Here is an 18,728-nt window from a genome sequence, read left to right as displayed (position 1 = left end):
TGCTGAACTTTATTTAAATAAGCATTTAATCTTTTAAGGTTCTCCTAGAGAATATAAATACAAATCTAATAGTAATGGCTTAATATTGAACAGAAGCTTTACAGATATCATCTGTCTCAAAAACGGCACAGAGAACATCCGAGTATTTTGGCAACTCTAATAGTAGTAAAGTTACAAAAGGGAAGAAAATATAACAAAAGCCAGAATTTAACCCTTGTTTTACATAATACCAGTTATAAGCGAAAACCCTTCTGGAGTAAACTGAGCGGGCCTTTTTTGCGGTCTTTTTCTGGTACTTTCTCTGGAAAGCTACCCCGCCTAATTTTTCTGACTAAGGCTTTTATACTAATATAAATATATAGTATATTCGTTAGTTCAGGTGCTTAAACAATATCTTAAAAAATTATGGAGCAAGAATTCATAACGAGCTTTTTAGTAAAAAATCTCCACGGACTCAAAGAGATATTTGCCAATGCACAGAAGCTTAATTTCAAACAGAGGATTTATGAATTTGAATCTTTAATTAGTAAAGTAACAATTTTTGAAAATTTCCCAAACCTTCAAAAGCCTAGCTCCCCTCAACATCAGCATGTTTGTAACCAGTACACTTTTGCAGCTGTTGCTTTATTTATAAATGATGTTCACGGCTTCAATCAAAGAATTGACTCCACAAGTGAAAAAAGCTCATTGGAAGAAATTAAAACAGATAGTTATAAAATAAAATATCTAATAAGAAAAGTAAATGAAAAATTTAATCCTACTGAAAAAGCATTAGAAGCTTCAAAAATTATCAATAATACTTTAGACGATGTAATAAACAGAGTAGAAAGTAAAATTGCTCAGATTCTTCAAAATGAACTGGGCAGAGAAGTTAATTATCAATCTCAGCAACTGTTTAATATAGGATTTTATATTTTAAACTCCAAGAACCTATTTGGAATTCCAAAACAAACAGTACTTGACGGTTATTTTAATTTTAAAAATGAATTCTTTCCAACTTTCGAAACAATAAAATGGGAAGACTATATAGTGTCGAAAAAACTTTTTGAATTGGCTTTAAAGATTGATCCTAACAATGTATTAGCTGAAATATATAAGGAAGTCGCTTATTTGTTCGCCGACATGTACGATGAATATGCGTGTTTTGACAGAAAAAGTGTAATTGAGAATCTTGTAGCTATTTTAAGCAAGTACCCAAACCATGCTTTGTGTCATATAGAATTAGCTAATGCTTACTCTTCTGTTGGAGAAAGTGAATCAGCAAAAAAGCACATTGATTTGGCATTGAGGATTGATTCTGATTCTCCATATTTACTATTTAAAGCTTTGATGATATATCAAGGCCTGTATGATGAAGGAAATACAAAAACGATCCTTAGCAGAATTGATGCATACCAAACCAATAACCCTTGGCTTTTTTATGTAAAAGCGATAGATTCTTTGAAGAATAACAAAAATTTTATGGCTTTCCAAGATATTGACAATGCTAACAAATACGGAAAGTCTAAAGACTTTCTATGGTTAAGACAAGAAATCTTCCATAAGCTTAAAAAAAGTTTATCTGATAAAGAATATGAATCTCTAGGATGCCAAAGCCAAATTATCAAAGATGAATTAAAAATAAATGAATTGGAGAGTAGAGAAAATAAGTTCAAAATTGAGTATTGTGATTTTAATGAATTTAGCTCCTTGATATTTTCTGAAGATTTTACTTCAGTTGAAATTATGCAAAGAAACTTTTTTATTCCTCAGAAATATTATTTAATAGAGAATAAAAACTCAATAGTTCTTTTAGACTTTAATACGACTTTGTATGACATTTCATCCTTTGATGTTTTTAGTACATCTATTTTTATAAGCGGAGGTAAATATTTCTTTGAAGAAGAAACTGTTACTGATGCAGGATGTTTATATATAAAAGACCTTCAATTTGAGCAGCTTCTAAGTAAAAACTACGCTACCTAATGAGGTGAATAAGGTTAGCTAAGCTTGCGTTGACCGAAGATTACAGTACAATAGCCAAATATATTATTGAAGCTAACCACAATTTCGAATGGTGGTTCATCCATAAATTGTTTTAGTATAAATTCCTGCTTTCCAGGTATAAAACTTTTTTTCCACTCTGTCCTAACGTCCCTGTAAACATTGTGGAAGTCTTCATACATTCGTAACTGCATTGCTCTAGCATAAGAACGCATCTCCAGAAAGGCTTCTTTGCGAGTTTCAACAGTCAGCATTTTCATAGTTTTAGTAGTGATGTCTAAACTAAATGTAGCTTTAAAAAAGGTCCCGTAAATGGTTAAAAGTAACTTCCCGTTCTCTAATCTTTCCCTTTTCTGTTTCTTAATAAGATTATTAAACTCATCCAGGATATCCTGCTCGGTAGAGTTACTTTGGCGGATAATGAACATACAACTTTTAAATAGCTTTTCAGGCGCTGTAGACTCCAATTGCAGAAAATTTAGAAGGTATATTTAATTAGCAAGATAATTATAATAGCAATATTACAAATATCTTAAACGAAATATTTGGCTAACTAAAAATTAAGGATAATCAAATCCCTAAGGGAGCGGACCAGGTTGTCGTCGTCCAGCACAACGGGGGAGAGCTGGGGCCTGAAGCAAAATGGCGCTTCCAGTTCTGTTTTCTCTGTATCTGTGAGCAGGTGCTACCACCTTTCGGCAGCTAAAGGCGAAGTTGGTTTCTCGGTCGGTTACTATGCGGCAAGGGCTTTAAGTGGTTGCATACGGGAAGTTCCCAGGCCTTTACACCAGCTCACTTACCGGAGCCCTTTTCATGAGCTTTCCTGCGGACCAAAAGAGGAAGTCCATTCGCTTCATTTCCGGCAGGCCATGCTCCTTGAATTTAAGGTCAAAGCAGGTAAGTGCCGGTTCAATCAACCCCTCCTTGACGATTGTTTTATAAACATCCGTTATGTGCTGCAACTGGTTCTGGTAGGCTGCCAGCTTTGCCTCGAAGTTGGTCTGGTATGGCCTGGCGTAACCGAACACCCTGGCTACTTCGCTGTCATAAATAGGAAGGTCGTTATCGATTGTGTTCAGCAGCTTCGTGGCGAAGGAAAACTGAAGGCTGTTCTGGTCCTTCCTGTTTTTAAAGCCGTAGAGCCTGCGAAGGATGGTTGCTATGTCATGCGCATCCCGGCCTTTTTCCTCTTCCAGAATTTTGAAGTACTCGTTCTTAAAGTGAGGGCTTAACCCGGCATTGTCGAGCCGGTAGAAGCTTCGGTAGAGAAACTGAAAGACGAGGTTCTCAGCCACGTTGGTGCGATGAAATTCGCTTTTCAGGTATTTGTATACCGCAATGCTTTCGGGCTCCAGATTGTTTACTATTGCTTCCGAATGGTTATTGATGTAGTCGGCGATGGATTGAAAACTCATTTAGGAGGTAATGTTTCTTTATTTCAGGAAGATGGAGCCGAGCTCCTTGTTTACACCCTCTTTCCCGAGTACGGGAAACTGGGCGAGCATATCATGGGCAATGGTTGTTTTATCCTTTAGTTTCAAGTAGGGGAAAATGACATAACGAAACTTGCCATTGCAGAAGCGCTGCTCCAACTCATCCTTCGAAGGGTTTAAGCCGATGCGTTTCGTCTTGACAATATATTCCGGCACCACCATGCCGGCCTCCTTTCGCTTCCTGCTGACATCTTCCAGGTGAAACACGTTGGGCTGCTGGTCGAACACCCCATGGAGATGGGAGCATATCTCCGTTTTTACGTTTAGAGGCCCATGGATATCCTTTTGGATGTTATTACGGGCATGGGCCTCTCCCGTCAGCCGGCCGATGGCACGGATCAGGATGCCCCCATGGTTGATGCCGTTCCCGAAGGTGATATCGATGCCGGAGCCATGGAAGTACCACTTGCCGTTTTGGAGCTGATGTTTGTGCAGGTGGGCGTATACATCCTCAAAGCGACCAGGGGCATAATAGTAGAACTCGATGTCCAAAAGCCGGTAAAGGTGCTCATTAACCTTCAGAACGTAATCGGCAAAAAGTCTTTGTGCAATCTGATAAAAGCTATCGGTTACCGATTCATAGGTTAAATCTGTTATTTTAAGAAAAGTCATATTAAGAGAAATAAACCTAATTGTCAGGGCGAAGGAGGCTAAAAGAACGGGCCTTTGTATATTCGTTAATGGAGCAGTTCACGTTTAAAATTTTATTCGAACTATTATGCCCTATTGATGTCATAAGCTTTATGCATTGGGCATCGAAAAATAAAACATGATATTAGTTTTTCCTAATATATTAAATATATTTAAGGAAAAGATCATTTATAACCTATGCCCTACCTTTTGAAGAATTGGGTGAATAGCAAAATATTTTATGCCAGCAAAAAAGAAGATAAAAAGAATCCGCAAAAGAAGGGAAATAGTACCTGAAGAACCATCCTTACCAGAATATTTAAAAATCTTAATAGGTATGACCGTTTTAGAAGCAGCAGACTTTATGGGGTTTGAAAAGCATATTATTCTAAAGTTAATAAGGAAGAAAAATAAAAATGCTTCTCTACTTTCTATAGTTACCCAGGAGCACATAAGTTGCTTTAAATACGAGTTTGAAAGTTATTTGAATGCTTCAAAAGAGAGTAAATATCCACAAAAGCATGAGGCAAAGCCTTTAGAAGTTCCTCCAGCCTATTATGCAAAAATATTTTACACTCCTCATCCAAAACAATAATTTTTAATATTCCATATACTTCCTGAAAATGTCTTAACAGGTAAATCTGGGTAGTAACCGAGTAGGTTAGAACTTAGCGTGGATGGTAGTTTCTCTTCAGGAACGAATCCTGGGTTTGGAAAATACGTCTATTAGATACTCCATAATTTGCGTAGTTTTCAATAATGCTGGTGCTTTTAAGCGTAATATCTCTGATGATGGCAATACCTATATTTTAGGTTCTACAGCTTTCAGTAATGAGCCTATCCCTCTAAATTAATGCTCGGCAACTGGTAAGTTCTGGATATAATCCTACAGTCTGATTATAAAGATTTAAACAAATAACTATTGTGACTTTCGAATAAATCTTCTCTGGTTTACTTAAATAAAGCTTTTAAACCATGTTGTCCTTCATGTAAATTAATAAACTACTGAGAAACAAAAGCTTAATTTTAGTATATTAAATAAAATATATATTATAATAAACTATAAAATATTTTGTTTAGCTTTAAAGCGCTATCGCATAAATTAAAAGCTTTGTTATTACAGGAAATATTAATTTATTGGGTGAGAATTTGCATTTACGCCGACCCTTGAATAACAAACCAGCACCAAAACCTAAATACAATGCCTCGTTTATGGGTGGAGCATTGCTATTTAATGAATTTAGGGCTGTTCTACCCCTACTTAAAGAACCCTCCTTCAAAGAGCTTTTAGAAAAAGAAGTAAAAGAAAACCTACTTCTAAAAATCAATGCTCAGGCTTCCAGGGCCAGAATTGCGAACGAGTTAAGGAATAGGGCAGGTTCAGTAGACAGGGAGTTTTGGTTCTATTTTGAGGGATTAGAGGAAAAGGAGCAAAGGTTAGCTTTGTATTACATAATTCTTAAGACTTACCCATTATTATTAAATTTTCATTTTGAGGTAGTTCTTAAAAAGTGGCGAACTTTGGATTACCACCTGGAAAAGTTCGATTTACAAATGCGCTTGGATGAAATTGTTTCCCAAGATGCTACTGTGGCTGGATGGACAGATAACTCCCGGAATAAGATTATTTCGGTGTTCATGACCATGCTGAAGGATGCAGGTTTTTTGAGTAGAAACCAACTTAGAAAACCAGAAAATATTTCTTCTTCCTTTTGGAAATTCTTTGTGACTGCTGGAGACCTTTGGTTTTTAGAAGCATGCTTTGTAAATAAAACAGAGAGAGAAGCTTATTTATGACAATTACGCAGCTGTATGAACAGTTAGCCAATAAAGACTTTCAGGATCCTACAACTGGTAATTTGTATTTTCCGGCTTACATGTACATGTATGATCCAGAGCAGGAATATCAAATCCAGGCAGAGATTCAGAATATCCGGGATAGGCTTTATAGGCCTAATAGCTACTTAAATGTTTTAGTGATTGATATTTTTCAGGAGTTTCTTTCCTTTTTGAAGGGAAATAATTTTGGAAAGAAAACCAAGTATGAGTTCTTCCTGGAGCAAGAAACAATTAAACCTGAAAAAGTGGATGAATCGCTGAAACGTGATGCCAATAGTGATAGATTTATAAATTATCTCCATACCAGAATTCAGGAACACTTTAGTGTATCAGGAGATTTTGAGGTGGGTTATGTGTTAGTACATGGCTTTGGAGCTATTTTCCCTTATTTACGTGCTAGCAAGTTTTTAAACAATTTCGAGAAATACATCTCGTCCAGATACAAGATTATCCTTTTTTATCCAGGCGAGGCCAAGGAACATTATAACCTTTTCGGTCTGCTAAACGACGAAAATCTTTATAGAGCCATAAAATTACTCAATTAGTACCCATGAAAATTAGGGAGATTTACGACAAACCTATTGATAGGGATATTAATCCTGCCGTTGTAGTTAGTAACAAGAATGCCGAGACAGTTAAAGCAGAAATTAATGAATACATCTTTACCGATGAACTCATTGAAAAATTGTACTTGATATTAGATACGGTACAAAATAAAAAGAAAGGGAAAACTGGTATTTGGGTAAACGGTTACTACGGGTCCGGAAAATCTCACTTTATTAAGTACATCCACTACTGCCTTAATCCAGAAACATCCACGTCTGCCCTGGACCATTTCATGGAAGCGGTAATGAAATATGACACCACCAAGGCTGGTAAAAACGAGAATATTACTCCCAGCAATGTTGCCTTAATGCGGAAGCGTATGGCCCAGGCAGCATGTGATAATATTATGTTTAACGTGGAGGATGAAACGGATGACGGCAGTGGTGAGCGCCTGACCCGGATCTTCCTGAATATGTTTAACAAGTTCCGGGGCTATAATCCCAATGACATTCCGTTAGCTCTCCTGTTTGAGAAATACCTGGATAATAAAGGTAAGTTTGGAGAATTTAAGCAATTAGTTACAGATGAACTTGGACACGATTGGAAGTCGGATGCAGCAGATGTAGCCTCTTACGAGCTGGAAAGTGTCCTGGGTATTGCTAAACAGTTGGTCCCGGAATTAGATACGGTTGCACTGCATGCCAAGCTTACAAATCCTGATACTTTTAAAATAAGTATTACCTCCTCGCTTATTCCAGAGCTAAGAGAATTCTTACAAGGTAAAGATAAAGATTACCGGCTAGTGTTCCTAGTAGATGAGGTATCGCAATATATTGGTACCAACAAAGAAATCCTGCTTAACTTCCAGAACATAGTAGAAAGAGTAAGCGAAGACTGCAATAACCAAGTCTGGATTACCTGTACGGCTCAGCAAACCCTAGACGATGTTTCTTCGGGAGCAAAAGGCTCTGTTGATGTCCAGGATGAATTCGGTAAGATTCTGGGTCGCTTCGATACTCGAATTTCCCTGGAAAGCAATGATGCTTCATACATTACTCAAAAAAGGGTTTTAGATAAAAACTCTAAGGGCATTGAGGTATTGGGTAAAATGTACCGCGATAAAAAGGATGCCATCGAAAACCAATTTAAAATGCGGCATGAGCTTTATAAAGGTTACCATCGGGAAGAGGAATTTATTCTGGCTTATCCTTTTGTTCCTTACCAATTTAAACTAATTGCTCATGTATTCGAATCTTTCCAGTCGCTAAGATTTGTAATTAAAGAAGTAAAAGATAACGAACGCTCAGTTTTGGGTATAACCCACTATACCGCTAAGCAAAACGCTGAGGTGGAGGTAGGGCATTTTATGCCTTTTGATGCCTTTTTTAACAAGCAATTTCTAACTAACCTAACCCACCGTGGCCGGAGGGCCATTGATAACGGGCTTACTTTATCTTATGTAAAAAATAATCTTTTTGCAGAGCGGGTAGTTAAAACGCTCTTTATGATTTCCAACCTGCCCCAGCCAACGCTGCTTACCTTCCCCTCTAACTTGGATAACCTAACGGTTTTGATGATGACGGATGTGGACCAAAATAAGCTTCAGTTGCAAAACAAGATAAAAGAAGTACTGGATAAGCTAATTGAGGAAAGCATAATCCGGGAAGAGAAAGGCAGCTATTTCTTCTTTAACGAAGATGAAATAGATGTGCAGATGATGATTAAGAGCTTAAATGTTGGTTTTGATGACAAACTTTCTGAGTTTGATGAATTCTTTAGAAAGTTAACCAAAATAGCGCCAAAGCATACTTTCGGGCAAAACGATTTTAGAGTAGCTTATGCTGTAGATGATAAGGAGTTTTTCCGTTCGGGTGATTTTAAATTAACGGTGTTGTTTACAGACACCAGTGATATACAGCAGAAAGCTTTAAACAACAGCGGGAACGATTTATGTATCTGCGTAAATGAATGGTACCACCAGGATGCTCAGTTTAAAACAGATTTTGAGTGGTTTTGTAAAACCAAAAAGTATTTCCGGAACAACTCCGAAGCCGCCACAGGAGAAAGATCCAATACCCTGGAGAAATTCAGGGCTCGCAATGAAGACCTTCGAAAAAAGCTGGTTGCCAAGCTGGAAAACAATTATAGTTTAACCCGCTTTTTATCCGGACAGCAGGTTTTAGAAGCAAATGAAATTAATGGAACGCTGCCGCATGATCGCTTCAGAAGCTTGCTAGATAAACACCTGGAACGGGTTTATAAGTACCACAGGCTATCGGCAAGTTATGCCAAAACGGCTATAGAACTGCGCACCTCAGCGGCAAGTTTGCAACAGGAAATGCCTGATTTAACCCCACCCGAACAAATGGTTGATGATTTTATCTCCAATCATGGGAATCAGGTTGCGGTGAGCGATTTAATAAACCATTTTGAAAAGGCTCCTTTTGGCTGGCGTGATACTGCCGTGCTGGAGATGCTGGTTAAATTAGTAAAAAAGAAGAAGCGGGAATTTGAATACCGGAACCAGCCACGTTTCTCCGTAACTGAGTTTATTAATAAAGCTTTGTCTACTCCGGAGCGGCCGGTTTGTATTGTTAAAGCTGGGGAGGCAATAGACCAGCAAACCATTGATAAAGCCATCATGAATTTCCGGGAGGTTTTTAACCTGGACTTATCAGCCACATCAGATGGAAATGAGCTTAGCGAATTAATAATAGCCAAGCTGGTTCAAATTAGTAAAGAATATATTTCGCTGGAGAACGATTACCATGGAAAGTATCCTTTCGGCGAATCTTTCTACTCCTTGCGGAACAAGCTGCAGGAATGGGCTACTAAACGTAATCCGAAACAACTCTTCCAGTTGCTGGAGAATGAAAAGTTGGTTGTAAAAGAACTTTTCGACAAGGCAAAAGGAATGAAGGATTTTGCCAACCGGGCCCGTGCCGACTACGATGCTATTAAACGCTTCTACCAGGATAACCAGCAAAACTTCAAAGCCTTACCCCCTTCAGCCCAGGAGAAAGCCGAGAAGATGGGTGAATTTTTAAAATTAGAAGACCCTAGGTTTGAGTTCCGGCATGTGCGGAAGGCTTATGACGAGTTGAAAGCCGAGCTAAAAGAATTGGTAGAAAATCTGAAGGCAGGTGTGGTACAGCAATACACAGAAGTTTTCGCAGAGCTTAAAAAAGATGCAGAAAGCTATGCAGTAAATGAGCCACATATTTATTCGGATGAAGACCGCACTATAAAAACAATTCAAGCGCTGAGTGCAATAACAGACCTCAAATTAAAAAAAGCCCAACTATCAGAGTTTAAATCTAGTGAGCTTAAGAAGATAGTTGCGCATGCCTCTAAAAAGGCTGCTGTACTACCAAAAGAAAACGGTACCGGAGTAGACGTTAAGCTAACACCAGTAGGCGAACCTCAGGAATATTACATTACAGGCATTAAGTCTAAAATATCAACCGAAGAGGAATTAGAAGAATATTTACAAAAAGTTAGAAAAGAAATGCTGGCCCTGCTGCAGCAAAACAAGACCATAATCATCAAATAAGTTTTAAGCCATGGATGTAAATTTTGATACTACCATAGATAATACAGAAGTAAAACCAACAACCCGGAGCGGCATAAATACATCCAGGCTTAAAACCTTTGCCCAAAAAGCAAGAACCATACTATTGGCCGGGGTAGAGCGAAAAGTAATGTACTGGGGCTTTGATAAAAAAGGAACCATAACCGAAGAACCGCAAGCTATTGCTGGGGGATATATGTTCCGGGGCAATGTATTTGATGATGCTACTTTGCCGAACAAATGGAAAGCACTAAAAGCTGCCATTAACCGTAAAGGCATAAAAGAAGTAGTGGAAGAGGCGGCCTATACCTGGTTTAACCGCATGATGGCCATAAAAATATTGGCGCAAAACAACTACGACCTGCCCCAACTGGAATATGCTGAAGGTACCAGTTTATTGCCGGTAATTCTGCAAAGAGCCCGCCGGGGCCAATACGATTTTTTAAATAAAGAAGAAAGACAGCGCCTGCAAACCATAATTTCTGATTTTGAGAAGGAAACAGAAGCATTCGGAATTCTGCTGATTGGCTATTGCCACAGCCATACCTTGCTTAACCGGGTGTTTGGCGGCATTGATGATTATACCGAACTGCTTTTGCCCAACGATATTTTATCGGAAAAAGGATTCCTGCACCTGCTTAATACAACGGATGCCATCTCGGAGGAAGATTACAAACAAGTAGAACTGATAGGCTGGTTATACCAGTTTTATATTTCTGACAGGAAAGATGAGGTTTTTGCCGGTTTTAAAAAAAATAAAAAAGCTGAAGCAGCGGATATTCCGGCCGCCACTCAAATTTTTACGCCTAACTGGATTGTAAAATACATGGTGCAAAACACCGTAGGCAAATTGTGGCTGGACCTGAATCCGGAGAGCTCCTTAAAGCAGGAAATGCGCTACTTAGTGGAAGCTCCGGAGCAACAATACAGTAACCCTATTATTAAGGAAGTAGCAGATATTAAATTACTGGATCCTGCTGTTGGCTCCGGGCATATTTTAGTAGAAGGGTTTGATTTGCTTTACCAGATGTACCTGGAAGAGTATTACCCGCCCGAAGAGGCCGTAGAGAGTATTCTCAACAACAACCTATTTGGTTTGGATATTGATAAACGAGCTGCGCAGCTATCTCGCTTTGCAATTCTACTTAAGGCTGCCTCTAAGAATAAAGGCGTCCTGAAGAGCGGTATTCTGCCGCGGGTGTATGCTATGCCAGAGCCAGCGCAATTTAGCAGACAAGAAGTACTGGACTTTTTAGGTAAAGAAGGTGTTTCTTATGAGGAGTCGTTGACAAAGGCACTTACACTGATGCAGGATGCACAGAACCTTGGCTCCATCATGCAGTTCTCCCTAAAGCCTAAGGAGCTGGAATTCATTCTTAAGCGCTTCGATGAGCTGGAGATTAAGCCTTTTAGGGAATTCTCTGAAGAGGCCGTTCTGCCTAAGATTCGTCCGTTTATAAATGTGCTGGAGCAACTGACGATAAAGTACGAGGCCGTGGCAGCGAACCCACCATACATGGGGAGGTCTAATATGAACGGTAACCTCAAAGCCTATATTGAGAATAAGTACATAAAATCAAAGCTAGATTTGATGACTGTATTTATGGAGGTCTGTTTAGCTCTAGCAAAAAATAATGGTGCTATTTCAATTATAAACATAGCATCTTGGCTTACAAAGGACTCGTTTGTTGATTTAAGAGAGTTGTTGCTAACTTCTACTTTTATTAAAAGTTTGTTAGATTTTGGGAGAGGTATATTCGGATCAGATTTTGGTACCGTAGCCTTTAATGTCTTAAAAACAAGTGATAATAGTGAAGTTGGAATTTACAGAAAGCTCTATCACCATCATGTAAAGGTTGAGGCTCCAAGTATTAAGCAAGCTAGGTTCTTTAATCAAGATTTTGGCTTTTATACGGCTAAACAAAAAATATTTTTAGACATACCGTCTGCACCCTTCGTCTATTGGATGAGTACGAATGTAATTGAAGCATATAAAAAATCAGTCAATCTTAGAACGGTAGCAGAACCAAGAAAAGGAATTACGACTGGAGATGATGACAAATTTATTAGAAGCTGGTGGGAAGTAGATAGTAGAAAAATTAACCTCTTCGGTAGACCGAACATGTTTAATGAAGGTAAGTGGTTCCCTGTAGTAAGAGGTGGAGACTATCGCAAGTGGTATGGAAATTTGTATGCAATTATGGACTGGCAGGATGATGGCAAAGAAATTAGAAGCTTTAAAGATAGTAAAGGAAAACTTAGATCTAGACCCCAAAATATAAGTTACAATTTTGCTGATGGATTGTCATGGAATGATGTGAGTAGAAGTGGTTTTGCCGCGAGAGAAACTGGTGAAGGGAAGCTGATGCAGGCTGTTGGTCCAAAAATTTTCAATGCTTTTGACCAAAAAGCTTTGTTAGGGCTTTTAAATAGTAATGTAAGTAAACATATCTTTAGCCTTATTGCACCTGGACAAAAGTTCGAAGTTGGAACCGTCGGAGATTTTCCTATAATTCAAGATTTGTTAAACAATGGTATTAATGAAGTTAAACGAACTTTAATTAATGAAAATGTTGAAATATCGAAAAAAGATTGGGATACAAGAGAAACAAGCTGGGACTTTAACATATCCTCTTTAACAAGTTGTGACATCAGCTTGGAGGAAAGTTTTAAAAAGTGGTTAAATGCAATTACTACAGATTTCTTTAAAGTTCTTAAAAATGAAGAGCAATTAAATCAATATTATATAAATCTTTATGGCCTTCAAGAGGAACTAAATCCAGAAGTGCCATTAAGTCAAATTACATTATTTCAGGATGAGTTATATTATGATCAACTCAAAAAAATAGAATTGAAATTTCGTGAGGGAAATCGGGATAGGATTGAATTACCTATCAAAAGAGATGTAGTGTTAAAGCAGCTCATTTCTTATGCGATTGGCTGCTTTATAGGGCGATATCGATTGGACAAGCCAGGCTTACAAATCGCATATCCTAATCCTGCACCAGAAGAAATCGCCTCTTATGCTATTGCTTCTCCTTTGCACATTGGTACAAAAGAATTAGCCTTTTCTATTGATGAGGACGCTATCCTACCATTAATGGGTAAGTCCTGTCGCTTCACAGATGATGTACTTCACCGTACAGTTCATTTTATAGAAATTATTTGGGGCGAAGAAACCTTAACGATAAACATGAACTTCCTGCAGGAATGTCTGAACCAGGACCTGGAGCAATATCTGGTGCGTGATTTCTGGAAAGACCATGTGCGTACGTATAAAAAGAAACCAATATATTGGTTGTTCACCTCGCCTAAAGGTGCTTTTCAGGTTTTGGTATACATGCACCGCATGAATCGATTTACGGTAGGCAAAATTCGGGACAAATATTTGTTGCCCCATATGCAGTATCTAAACCAGCATATTGACCAATTAGAAATTCAAGGAGCAGCCCTAGGTCGGACGGAAGCACGGCAACTAGATAAGCTGCGGAAAGATTTGCTAGAATGTGAGCAATACGATTTACTGCTTAAGGATAAAGCCGATCAACAAATTGAGTTTGACTTGGATAATGGCGTTACTGCTAATTACGAATTATTTAAAGGCGTAGTAGCCCCTATTAAGTAATAAGCCCAAAATTCAAATATTAGTTGAATCAGAAAGAAGTAAATGCTGCAGGAGAAAATAGAGAAATATTATCGAACACACCCCCAATTACGGGTGTTGTTTTTTTTTGATAAAGAAGCAGATTTTAAAGAAGAGGTAGCGGCATTAGCCTTAAAAGATATCCGGGTAGTTCAGTTTCAACAAAACTATTTCTACATGAAAGCCATGCTGCATGGTGAGTGGAAACAGCAAAAAGTATTTTTGTACCTAAACCAAGAGAGCCCCAAAAAACAGGATGAATACTTGAACTTCCCTTTGCTGGATTTGCTCCTGGCCAACAAAGAATTATTGCTAGACGATGAAGCTGCTTTTATGGAAGAGTACCGGTTGCAGCGCCACCATCAGCCACTTATAAAGCGCTACATGCGCGAGCTGAAATACAGCTCGGTGCAGGAAGTTTGTGCTCCCATACTTAAACCTGAGTCTTTAGATGAGGCCAACTTGGTTCAGGCTTTATTTTCGGCATTCCTTAAATTTAAGGCTCCGGAAAACTGGTCCTTGCTGTTGGCAAAATTGTTTTCGTTGCTACGACCCGGCCAAGAAGAAGAACTAAAGCGTGTAGGTCGGAAAGTGCGCGAAAACAATTTGTTGGAGTGGCTCAACAAACAAATAAAGCAACATTTCGACCAGGAAATAAATGAATTGGAGCCGGATAAGCTTGCCAACCTATTAAAGGTTTTTAAGTACAATTCCCTTGCCCAGTTTATTCCGGATGCAGCTGCCGAAGATCCTTATAAAAGTCTTAAAATTAAAAAGGCAGCAGTACTTAGCCGCCTGAACCAGTTGCAGGAAGAAGCAGCCCGGAAAGATGGTTTAGGAGCACAATTTCAGGAAGCCGTTGAGGTAAACGCCGGCTCAGTTCAGGAGCTTAAGCTGCTGGAGATTTACGGAGCCACGGCCGATTTTGCCTTTTACACCCTACCCATGAAATGGCAACTAATAGCTGAGCAGGCAGCAAACCTGGATTATAACCCACAAGCTGTTATCCAATGGCTGGAAAAAATAAGTACATCCGAGCCAACCACTGCTTCTCTGAATAGTTGCCTAACTTTTATGCTGCATGCCGCCGAAATGATGAAGCTGGTAAATTCTATCTCCAGTTACATCTTAGATAAACCAGAAGATTATGTAAAAGTTTATACTTCGGAATGGTATAAAATTGACCAGGCTTATCGACGGGCTTTGTGTGCTTACCGGAGTATGGATGATACCGAAATTCCTACCCACATAAAACTTGAAGAGCTGGTTGGTCTAGTAAACAAGCGTTATGAAGAATTCCTGGAGAAAAGTAATCGGGAATGGTTAAAATGTCTAAATGCCTATCAATTTGATTATAAAGGGCTAAATATTCCGAAGCAGTACGAGTTTTATAAAAGGGAAATAGAGCCTTTTGAACAAAAATTAGTGGTTATTATTTCTGATGCATTGCGCTATGAAGTAGCAGAAGAATTGCTGTCCGAACTACACGGCGACCCTAAAAACAGCGCCGATATACGCTACCAATTAGCTTCTATACCATCTAAAACCAGTATTGGTATGGCACAGTTACTCCCGGGTAAAAAGTTCGCATTCAACCAGGGAGCCATTACCATCGATGGACTCTCTACAAGTGGCTTGGAAAACCGGGAAAAATTGCTGACTGAAGCGGAACCAGAGGCAAGAGTAGTTCCATTTTCAGATATCCAACAGAACAATCAGGAGCAGAATAGGGAGATATTTAAGGCTAAGCTGGTTTACATTTACCACGATGCCATTGATATGATTGGGGACAAAAAGGTATCTGAGCGTAAAACTTTAACTGCCGCCAAAGAAGCTGTTGAGGAATTAAAATTATTGGTGAAGAAATTACATGGCTCCTTGAATGTTGCCCGGGTCATTATCACCGCTGACCATGGGTTCATATTCAATGACCGGGAAATAGATGAAAAAGATAAGGAAAATGCCACAGGTTTAAAAGCAGTTACTACCCATAACCGGTATGAGATAGTGGATGATTTGGGGCAACCAACCTTGGGTTATAAGATACAATTATCGGCTACCTCTCTTTTTACTGATTCTTTATCCGTGGTTATACCGGCATCGGTTAACCGGTATAAAAAGCAGGGAGTAGGACACCAGTTTGTGCATGGGGGTGGCAGCTTACAGGAACTGGTTGTGCCGGTTATTGAGAGCTCCCGGAAGCGTCAGGATATTACCCAGAAAGTGAAACCGGTTTTGGTAAAGAGTGCTCCGCTCAAAATTGTATCTAATGTGATGCGGGTAAGTATCCTCCAGGAAAACAAGGTATCCCGGACCGAGAAAGAACGAGAGTTAGTGGCAGGTATATACAAAAATTCCGAACTGGTTAGCAACGAAGCAAACCTGTTATTAAATTCAACTTCTAGTATGCCTACTGAGCGCATCTACAAATTAGAATTTAATTTGTTGCATTCAGCCGCGCAGGAGACTTATCTGAAGCTCAAGATTTTTGATAAAGAAGATAACCTGAATACTTTAATTGAAGAACCGGTAAGTAACAATACCCTGATTGAGCAAGACTTTTAATGGAATTACAAGATAAAATTTTAAAATACTTTGAAGGGAAAGTAGTACGCAAAGATTTAACCTCCAGTGTTAAAGGCAATGCCGTGGTACCTACTTATGTGTTGGAATATTTACTGGGACAGTACTGTGCTATTAATGATGAAGAAATTATAAAAGCGGGTATTGAGAAAGTAAAAACGGTTATTAAAAATAATTACGTTCATAGAAGCGAAGCCGAAATAGTAAAGTCAACCATCCGGCAGCAGGGCAGTTATAAAATCATCGATAAAGTAAATGTTTCCCTTAATGATAGGGCTAATATTTACGAGGCCGAGTTTGCCAATTTAGGTATCAACCATGTACCAATAGCTGATAAAATGGTGATGGAGCACCAGAAACTGCTAAGTGGTGGCGGTGTGTGGTGTATACTAACCATGGGGTACACCCATGCGGCTGATGCCCAGGTGCGCTGGTTGATAGAAGATATAAAACCTATCCAGGTTTCTAATGTAAGGCTTGATGATTACCTGGAGGCCCGAAAGGAGTTCACTAGTGATGAATGGCTAGACTTGCTCATGCACAGTATAGGATTAAACCCCGAGTTTTTTAACAAGCGAGGAAAACTAATCCAGATTTCAAGGCTAATTACGCACGTAGAAAACAATTACAATTTTATTGAGCTTGGTCCAAAAGGAACCGGTAAATCCCATATTTTTTCGGAGCTTTCCCCGCATGGTGTTTTGGTTTCTGGTGGGGATGTTTCTAAAGCTAGGTTATTTGTAAATAATACTGGTAACCGCATTGGCTTGGTCGGATACTGGGATGTGATTGCTTTAGACGAGTTTGAGCAGGAAGTAGGAGGGCGCCGGGTGGACGGTGATTTGGTTAAAATTATGCAAAACTACATGGCTAACCAATCCTTCAACCGAGGCAAGGAGACTTACCAAGCTACAGCTTCTTTAGCTTTTGTCGGCAATACCAAACATACGGTGCCTTACATGCTGAAGAACTCCCATTTATTTGAATCCATCCCGGACGGATACATTAAAGGCGCTTTCCTGGACCGGATGCATATGTACATACCCGGTTGGGAAGTGAAAATTCTGAAGAACTCGGTTTTCTCCACGAGCTATGGTTTTATAGTAGATTACATAGCTGAAATCCTGCGCGAACTGCGAAAAGCGGATTATAGTGGTTTAATGGACCAGGTTATAGATTTGGACGGTTCCTTATCTACCCGTGATAAAACTGCTATCCGAAAGTCATTTTCCGGACTGGTAAAATTACTATATCCGCACAAAGAATTAACACAGGATGAATTGATTGAGCTGCTCAATTTTGCCATAGAAGGCCGAAAGCGGGTTAAGGACCAGTTATACATCATTGACGAAACTTTCCGCAACGAACCGGTTAATTTTACCTACCGATTAAAAGCTAGTGGTCGGGAAGTATCTATTGAAACGCTGGAAATGCAAAATTACTTGGCGGCCCTGAAGGATAAGAAAAAAGAGGCCGAGGAAAAAGAGGAGGCTCTAAATGAAACGAATGATTTTGTAATCCAGGAATCTAAAGCAAATCCATCTCCGCACCAGGTCTTAATCAAGGATAACCAAACAGGTATTTCTTATCGGAAGCTATTCGGTCAACACTTGAAAGGCGCTTCCAAAATTACTCTGCAGGACCCATATATCCGAATGCATTACCAGTTTAAAAACCTGCTGGAGTTTTGCATTATGCTGGAACAAATAAAGGAACCCGATGAGGAGATAGACTTGCATATTGTAACCTGGAATACGGAAGACCGCATGGCCGAAGCTATTGCCAATTTTGATGACCTAAAAGAAAACATGGTTGATATAGGTATACACTTAACCTATGAGTTCAGGAGTGTCCATGACCGCAGCATTATGGCCGATAATGGCTGGAAAATAAACCTGGGCCGCGGGCTTGATATTTTCGATCGGTACGAGGGTAAATTTAATGCTGCTGACCTTTATCAGGAAAAACGGAAGTGCAAAGATTGCGAGATTACTTTTTTGAGGATCTAAATACACTCCCGAACCCATTTACACTCTTTCTTAGACACTACCTCTCTACTTTCTAATGCCGCGGCCCCAGTTCGTTGCTCCCGTTCCTGAATCTGGTGCTACTGCTTCTTCTCCTGCTCTATCTTGGGCTATCCTGAGGCAGCCGCACCTTCGCACTCCCGTGCTCGGTCCTCTACTGCTTAACCTGTGGTAAACCAGCTTGCGGCTCGCCAATACGGTATTTGCACCCGCTGGATAATCTGAGTATATTCCTTCCAAAATATACCCGTACCATGCTGGGTACACACAATCCATATAAGCCACATGCTTCAGCAGACAGCCTCGCACGCCTCATGTACCAGGGTGTCTTGGCATGCTATCATAAGGACAATTATACTTGTTAAATTACTGGTGTGACAATTATTAAGTATTAAAATGCATTACGGACCAAA

12 protein-coding genes are annotated in these 18,728 nt (G+C 39.3%); 9 read left to right on the top strand and 3 right to left on the bottom strand.

What is annotated here, in order from left to right; translation table 11 throughout:
* Window positions 1–405: 405 nt before the first annotated feature.
* Complete coding sequence (locus AAE02nite_RS16275; protein WP_146899797.1) at window positions 406–1,965, top strand: tetratricopeptide repeat protein; 1,560 nt, start codon at window positions 406–408, stop codon at window positions 1,963–1,965.
* A gap of 14 nt (window positions 1,966–1,979) precedes the next feature.
* Here AAE02nite_RS16275 and AAE02nite_RS16270 read toward each other — a convergent pair whose 3' ends face one another.
* From AAE02nite_RS16270 to AAE02nite_RS16260, 3 genes are all read right to left on the bottom strand, one after another.
* Window positions 1,980–2,411 (bottom strand): hypothetical protein, encoded by a 432-nt coding sequence (locus AAE02nite_RS16270; protein WP_146899794.1) that lies wholly within the window; start codon window positions 2,409–2,411, stop codon window positions 1,980–1,982.
* A gap of 354 nt (window positions 2,412–2,765) precedes the next feature.
* On the bottom strand, window positions 2,766–3,398 hold the full coding sequence (locus tag AAE02nite_RS16265) for a hypothetical protein (RefSeq protein WP_146899790.1): 633 nt from the start codon (window positions 3,396–3,398) through the stop codon (window positions 2,766–2,768).
* Window positions 3,399–3,416: 18 nt separating this feature from the next.
* On the bottom strand, window positions 3,417–3,683 hold the full coding sequence (locus AAE02nite_RS16260; protein ID WP_146899787.1) for a hypothetical protein: 267 nt from the start codon (window positions 3,681–3,683) through the stop codon (window positions 3,417–3,419).
* A 66-nt stretch (window positions 3,684–3,749) separates the two neighbouring features.
* Here AAE02nite_RS16260 and AAE02nite_RS16255 point away from each other — a divergent pair, with 66 nt between their 5' ends.
* The 8 genes from AAE02nite_RS16255 (at window position 3,750) to brxL (ending at window position 18,297) form a co-directional block, all read left to right on the top strand.
* Window positions 3,750–4,064 carry a hypothetical protein gene (locus tag AAE02nite_RS16255; protein WP_146899784.1) on the top strand — a complete coding sequence of 105 codons (315 nt, stop codon included), beginning with the start codon at window positions 3,750–3,752 and terminating at the stop codon, window positions 4,062–4,064.
* 283 nt (window positions 4,065–4,347) lie between these two features.
* On the top strand, window positions 4,348–4,701 hold the full coding sequence (locus tag AAE02nite_RS16250) for a hypothetical protein (protein WP_146899781.1): 354 nt from the start codon (window positions 4,348–4,350) through the stop codon (window positions 4,699–4,701).
* 572 nt (window positions 4,702–5,273) lie between these two features.
* Window positions 5,274–5,903: a DUF1819 family protein gene (locus AAE02nite_RS16245; protein ID WP_170252623.1), complete on the top strand. Its 630-nt coding sequence runs from the start codon at window positions 5,274–5,276 to the stop codon at window positions 5,901–5,903.
* On the top strand, window positions 5,900–6,490 hold the full coding sequence (locus AAE02nite_RS16240) for a BREX protein BrxB domain-containing protein (RefSeq protein WP_146899775.1): 591 nt from the start codon (window positions 5,900–5,902) through the stop codon (window positions 6,488–6,490). The genes AAE02nite_RS16245 and AAE02nite_RS16240 overlap by 4 nt, the downstream gene beginning before the upstream one ends.
* Before the next feature lie 5 nt (window positions 6,491–6,495).
* Window positions 6,496–10,044 (top strand): BREX system P-loop protein BrxC, encoded by a 3,549-nt coding sequence (brxC, locus tag AAE02nite_RS16235; RefSeq protein WP_146899771.1) that lies wholly within the window; start codon window positions 6,496–6,498, stop codon window positions 10,042–10,044.
* 10 nt (window positions 10,045–10,054) lie between these two features.
* On the top strand, window positions 10,055–13,687 hold the full coding sequence (pglX, locus tag AAE02nite_RS16230; protein ID WP_146899768.1) for a BREX-1 system adenine-specific DNA-methyltransferase PglX: 3,633 nt from the start codon (window positions 10,055–10,057) through the stop codon (window positions 13,685–13,687).
* 42 nt (window positions 13,688–13,729) lie between these two features.
* Window positions 13,730–16,270, top strand: coding sequence for a BREX-1 system phosphatase PglZ type A (pglZ, locus tag AAE02nite_RS16225; RefSeq protein ID WP_146899765.1), 2,541 nt, complete (start codon window positions 13,730–13,732; stop codon window positions 16,268–16,270).
* Window positions 16,270–18,297, top strand: coding sequence for a BREX system Lon protease-like protein BrxL (gene brxL, locus AAE02nite_RS16220; RefSeq protein WP_146899762.1), 2,028 nt, complete (start codon window positions 16,270–16,272; stop codon window positions 18,295–18,297). Before pglZ ends, brxL begins: the two co-directional genes overlap by 1 nt.
* Window positions 18,298–18,728 lie beyond the last annotated feature (431 nt).

The sequence above is a fragment of the Adhaeribacter aerolatus genome, from assembly GCF_007991635.1.
GTDB lineage: Bacteria > Bacteroidota > Bacteroidia > Cytophagales > Hymenobacteraceae > Adhaeribacter > Adhaeribacter aerolatus.
This window is presented reverse-complemented; position numbering and strand designations above follow the sequence as displayed.

Excerpts from the sequence above, each read along its gene's own strand:
- AAE02nite_RS16275 (WP_146899797.1), top strand. The coding sequence starts at position 406 with ATGGAGCAAGAATTCATAACGAGCTTTTTAGTAAAAAATCTCCACGGA.
- AAE02nite_RS16270 (WP_146899794.1), bottom strand. The coding sequence starts at position 2,411 with ATGTTCATTATCCGCCAAAGTAACTCTACCGAGCAGGATATCCTGGAT.
- AAE02nite_RS16265 (WP_146899790.1), bottom strand. The coding sequence starts at position 3,398 with ATGAGTTTTCAATCCATCGCCGACTACATCAATAACCATTCGGAAGCA.
- AAE02nite_RS16255 (WP_146899784.1), top strand. The coding sequence starts at position 3,750 with ATGGATATCCTTTTGGATGTTATTACGGGCATGGGCCTCTCCCGTCAG.
- AAE02nite_RS16250 (WP_146899781.1), top strand. The coding sequence starts at position 4,348 with ATGCCAGCAAAAAAGAAGATAAAAAGAATCCGCAAAAGAAGGGAAATA.
- AAE02nite_RS16240 (WP_146899775.1), top strand. The coding sequence starts at position 5,900 with ATGACAATTACGCAGCTGTATGAACAGTTAGCCAATAAAGACTTTCAG.
- brxC (WP_146899771.1), top strand. The coding sequence starts at position 6,496 with ATGAAAATTAGGGAGATTTACGACAAACCTATTGATAGGGATATTAAT.
- pglX (WP_146899768.1), top strand. The coding sequence starts at position 10,055 with ATGGATGTAAATTTTGATACTACCATAGATAATACAGAAGTAAAACCA.
- pglZ (WP_146899765.1), top strand. The coding sequence starts at position 13,730 with ATGCTGCAGGAGAAAATAGAGAAATATTATCGAACACACCCCCAATTA.
- brxL (WP_146899762.1), top strand. The coding sequence starts at position 16,270 with ATGGAATTACAAGATAAAATTTTAAAATACTTTGAAGGGAAAGTAGTA.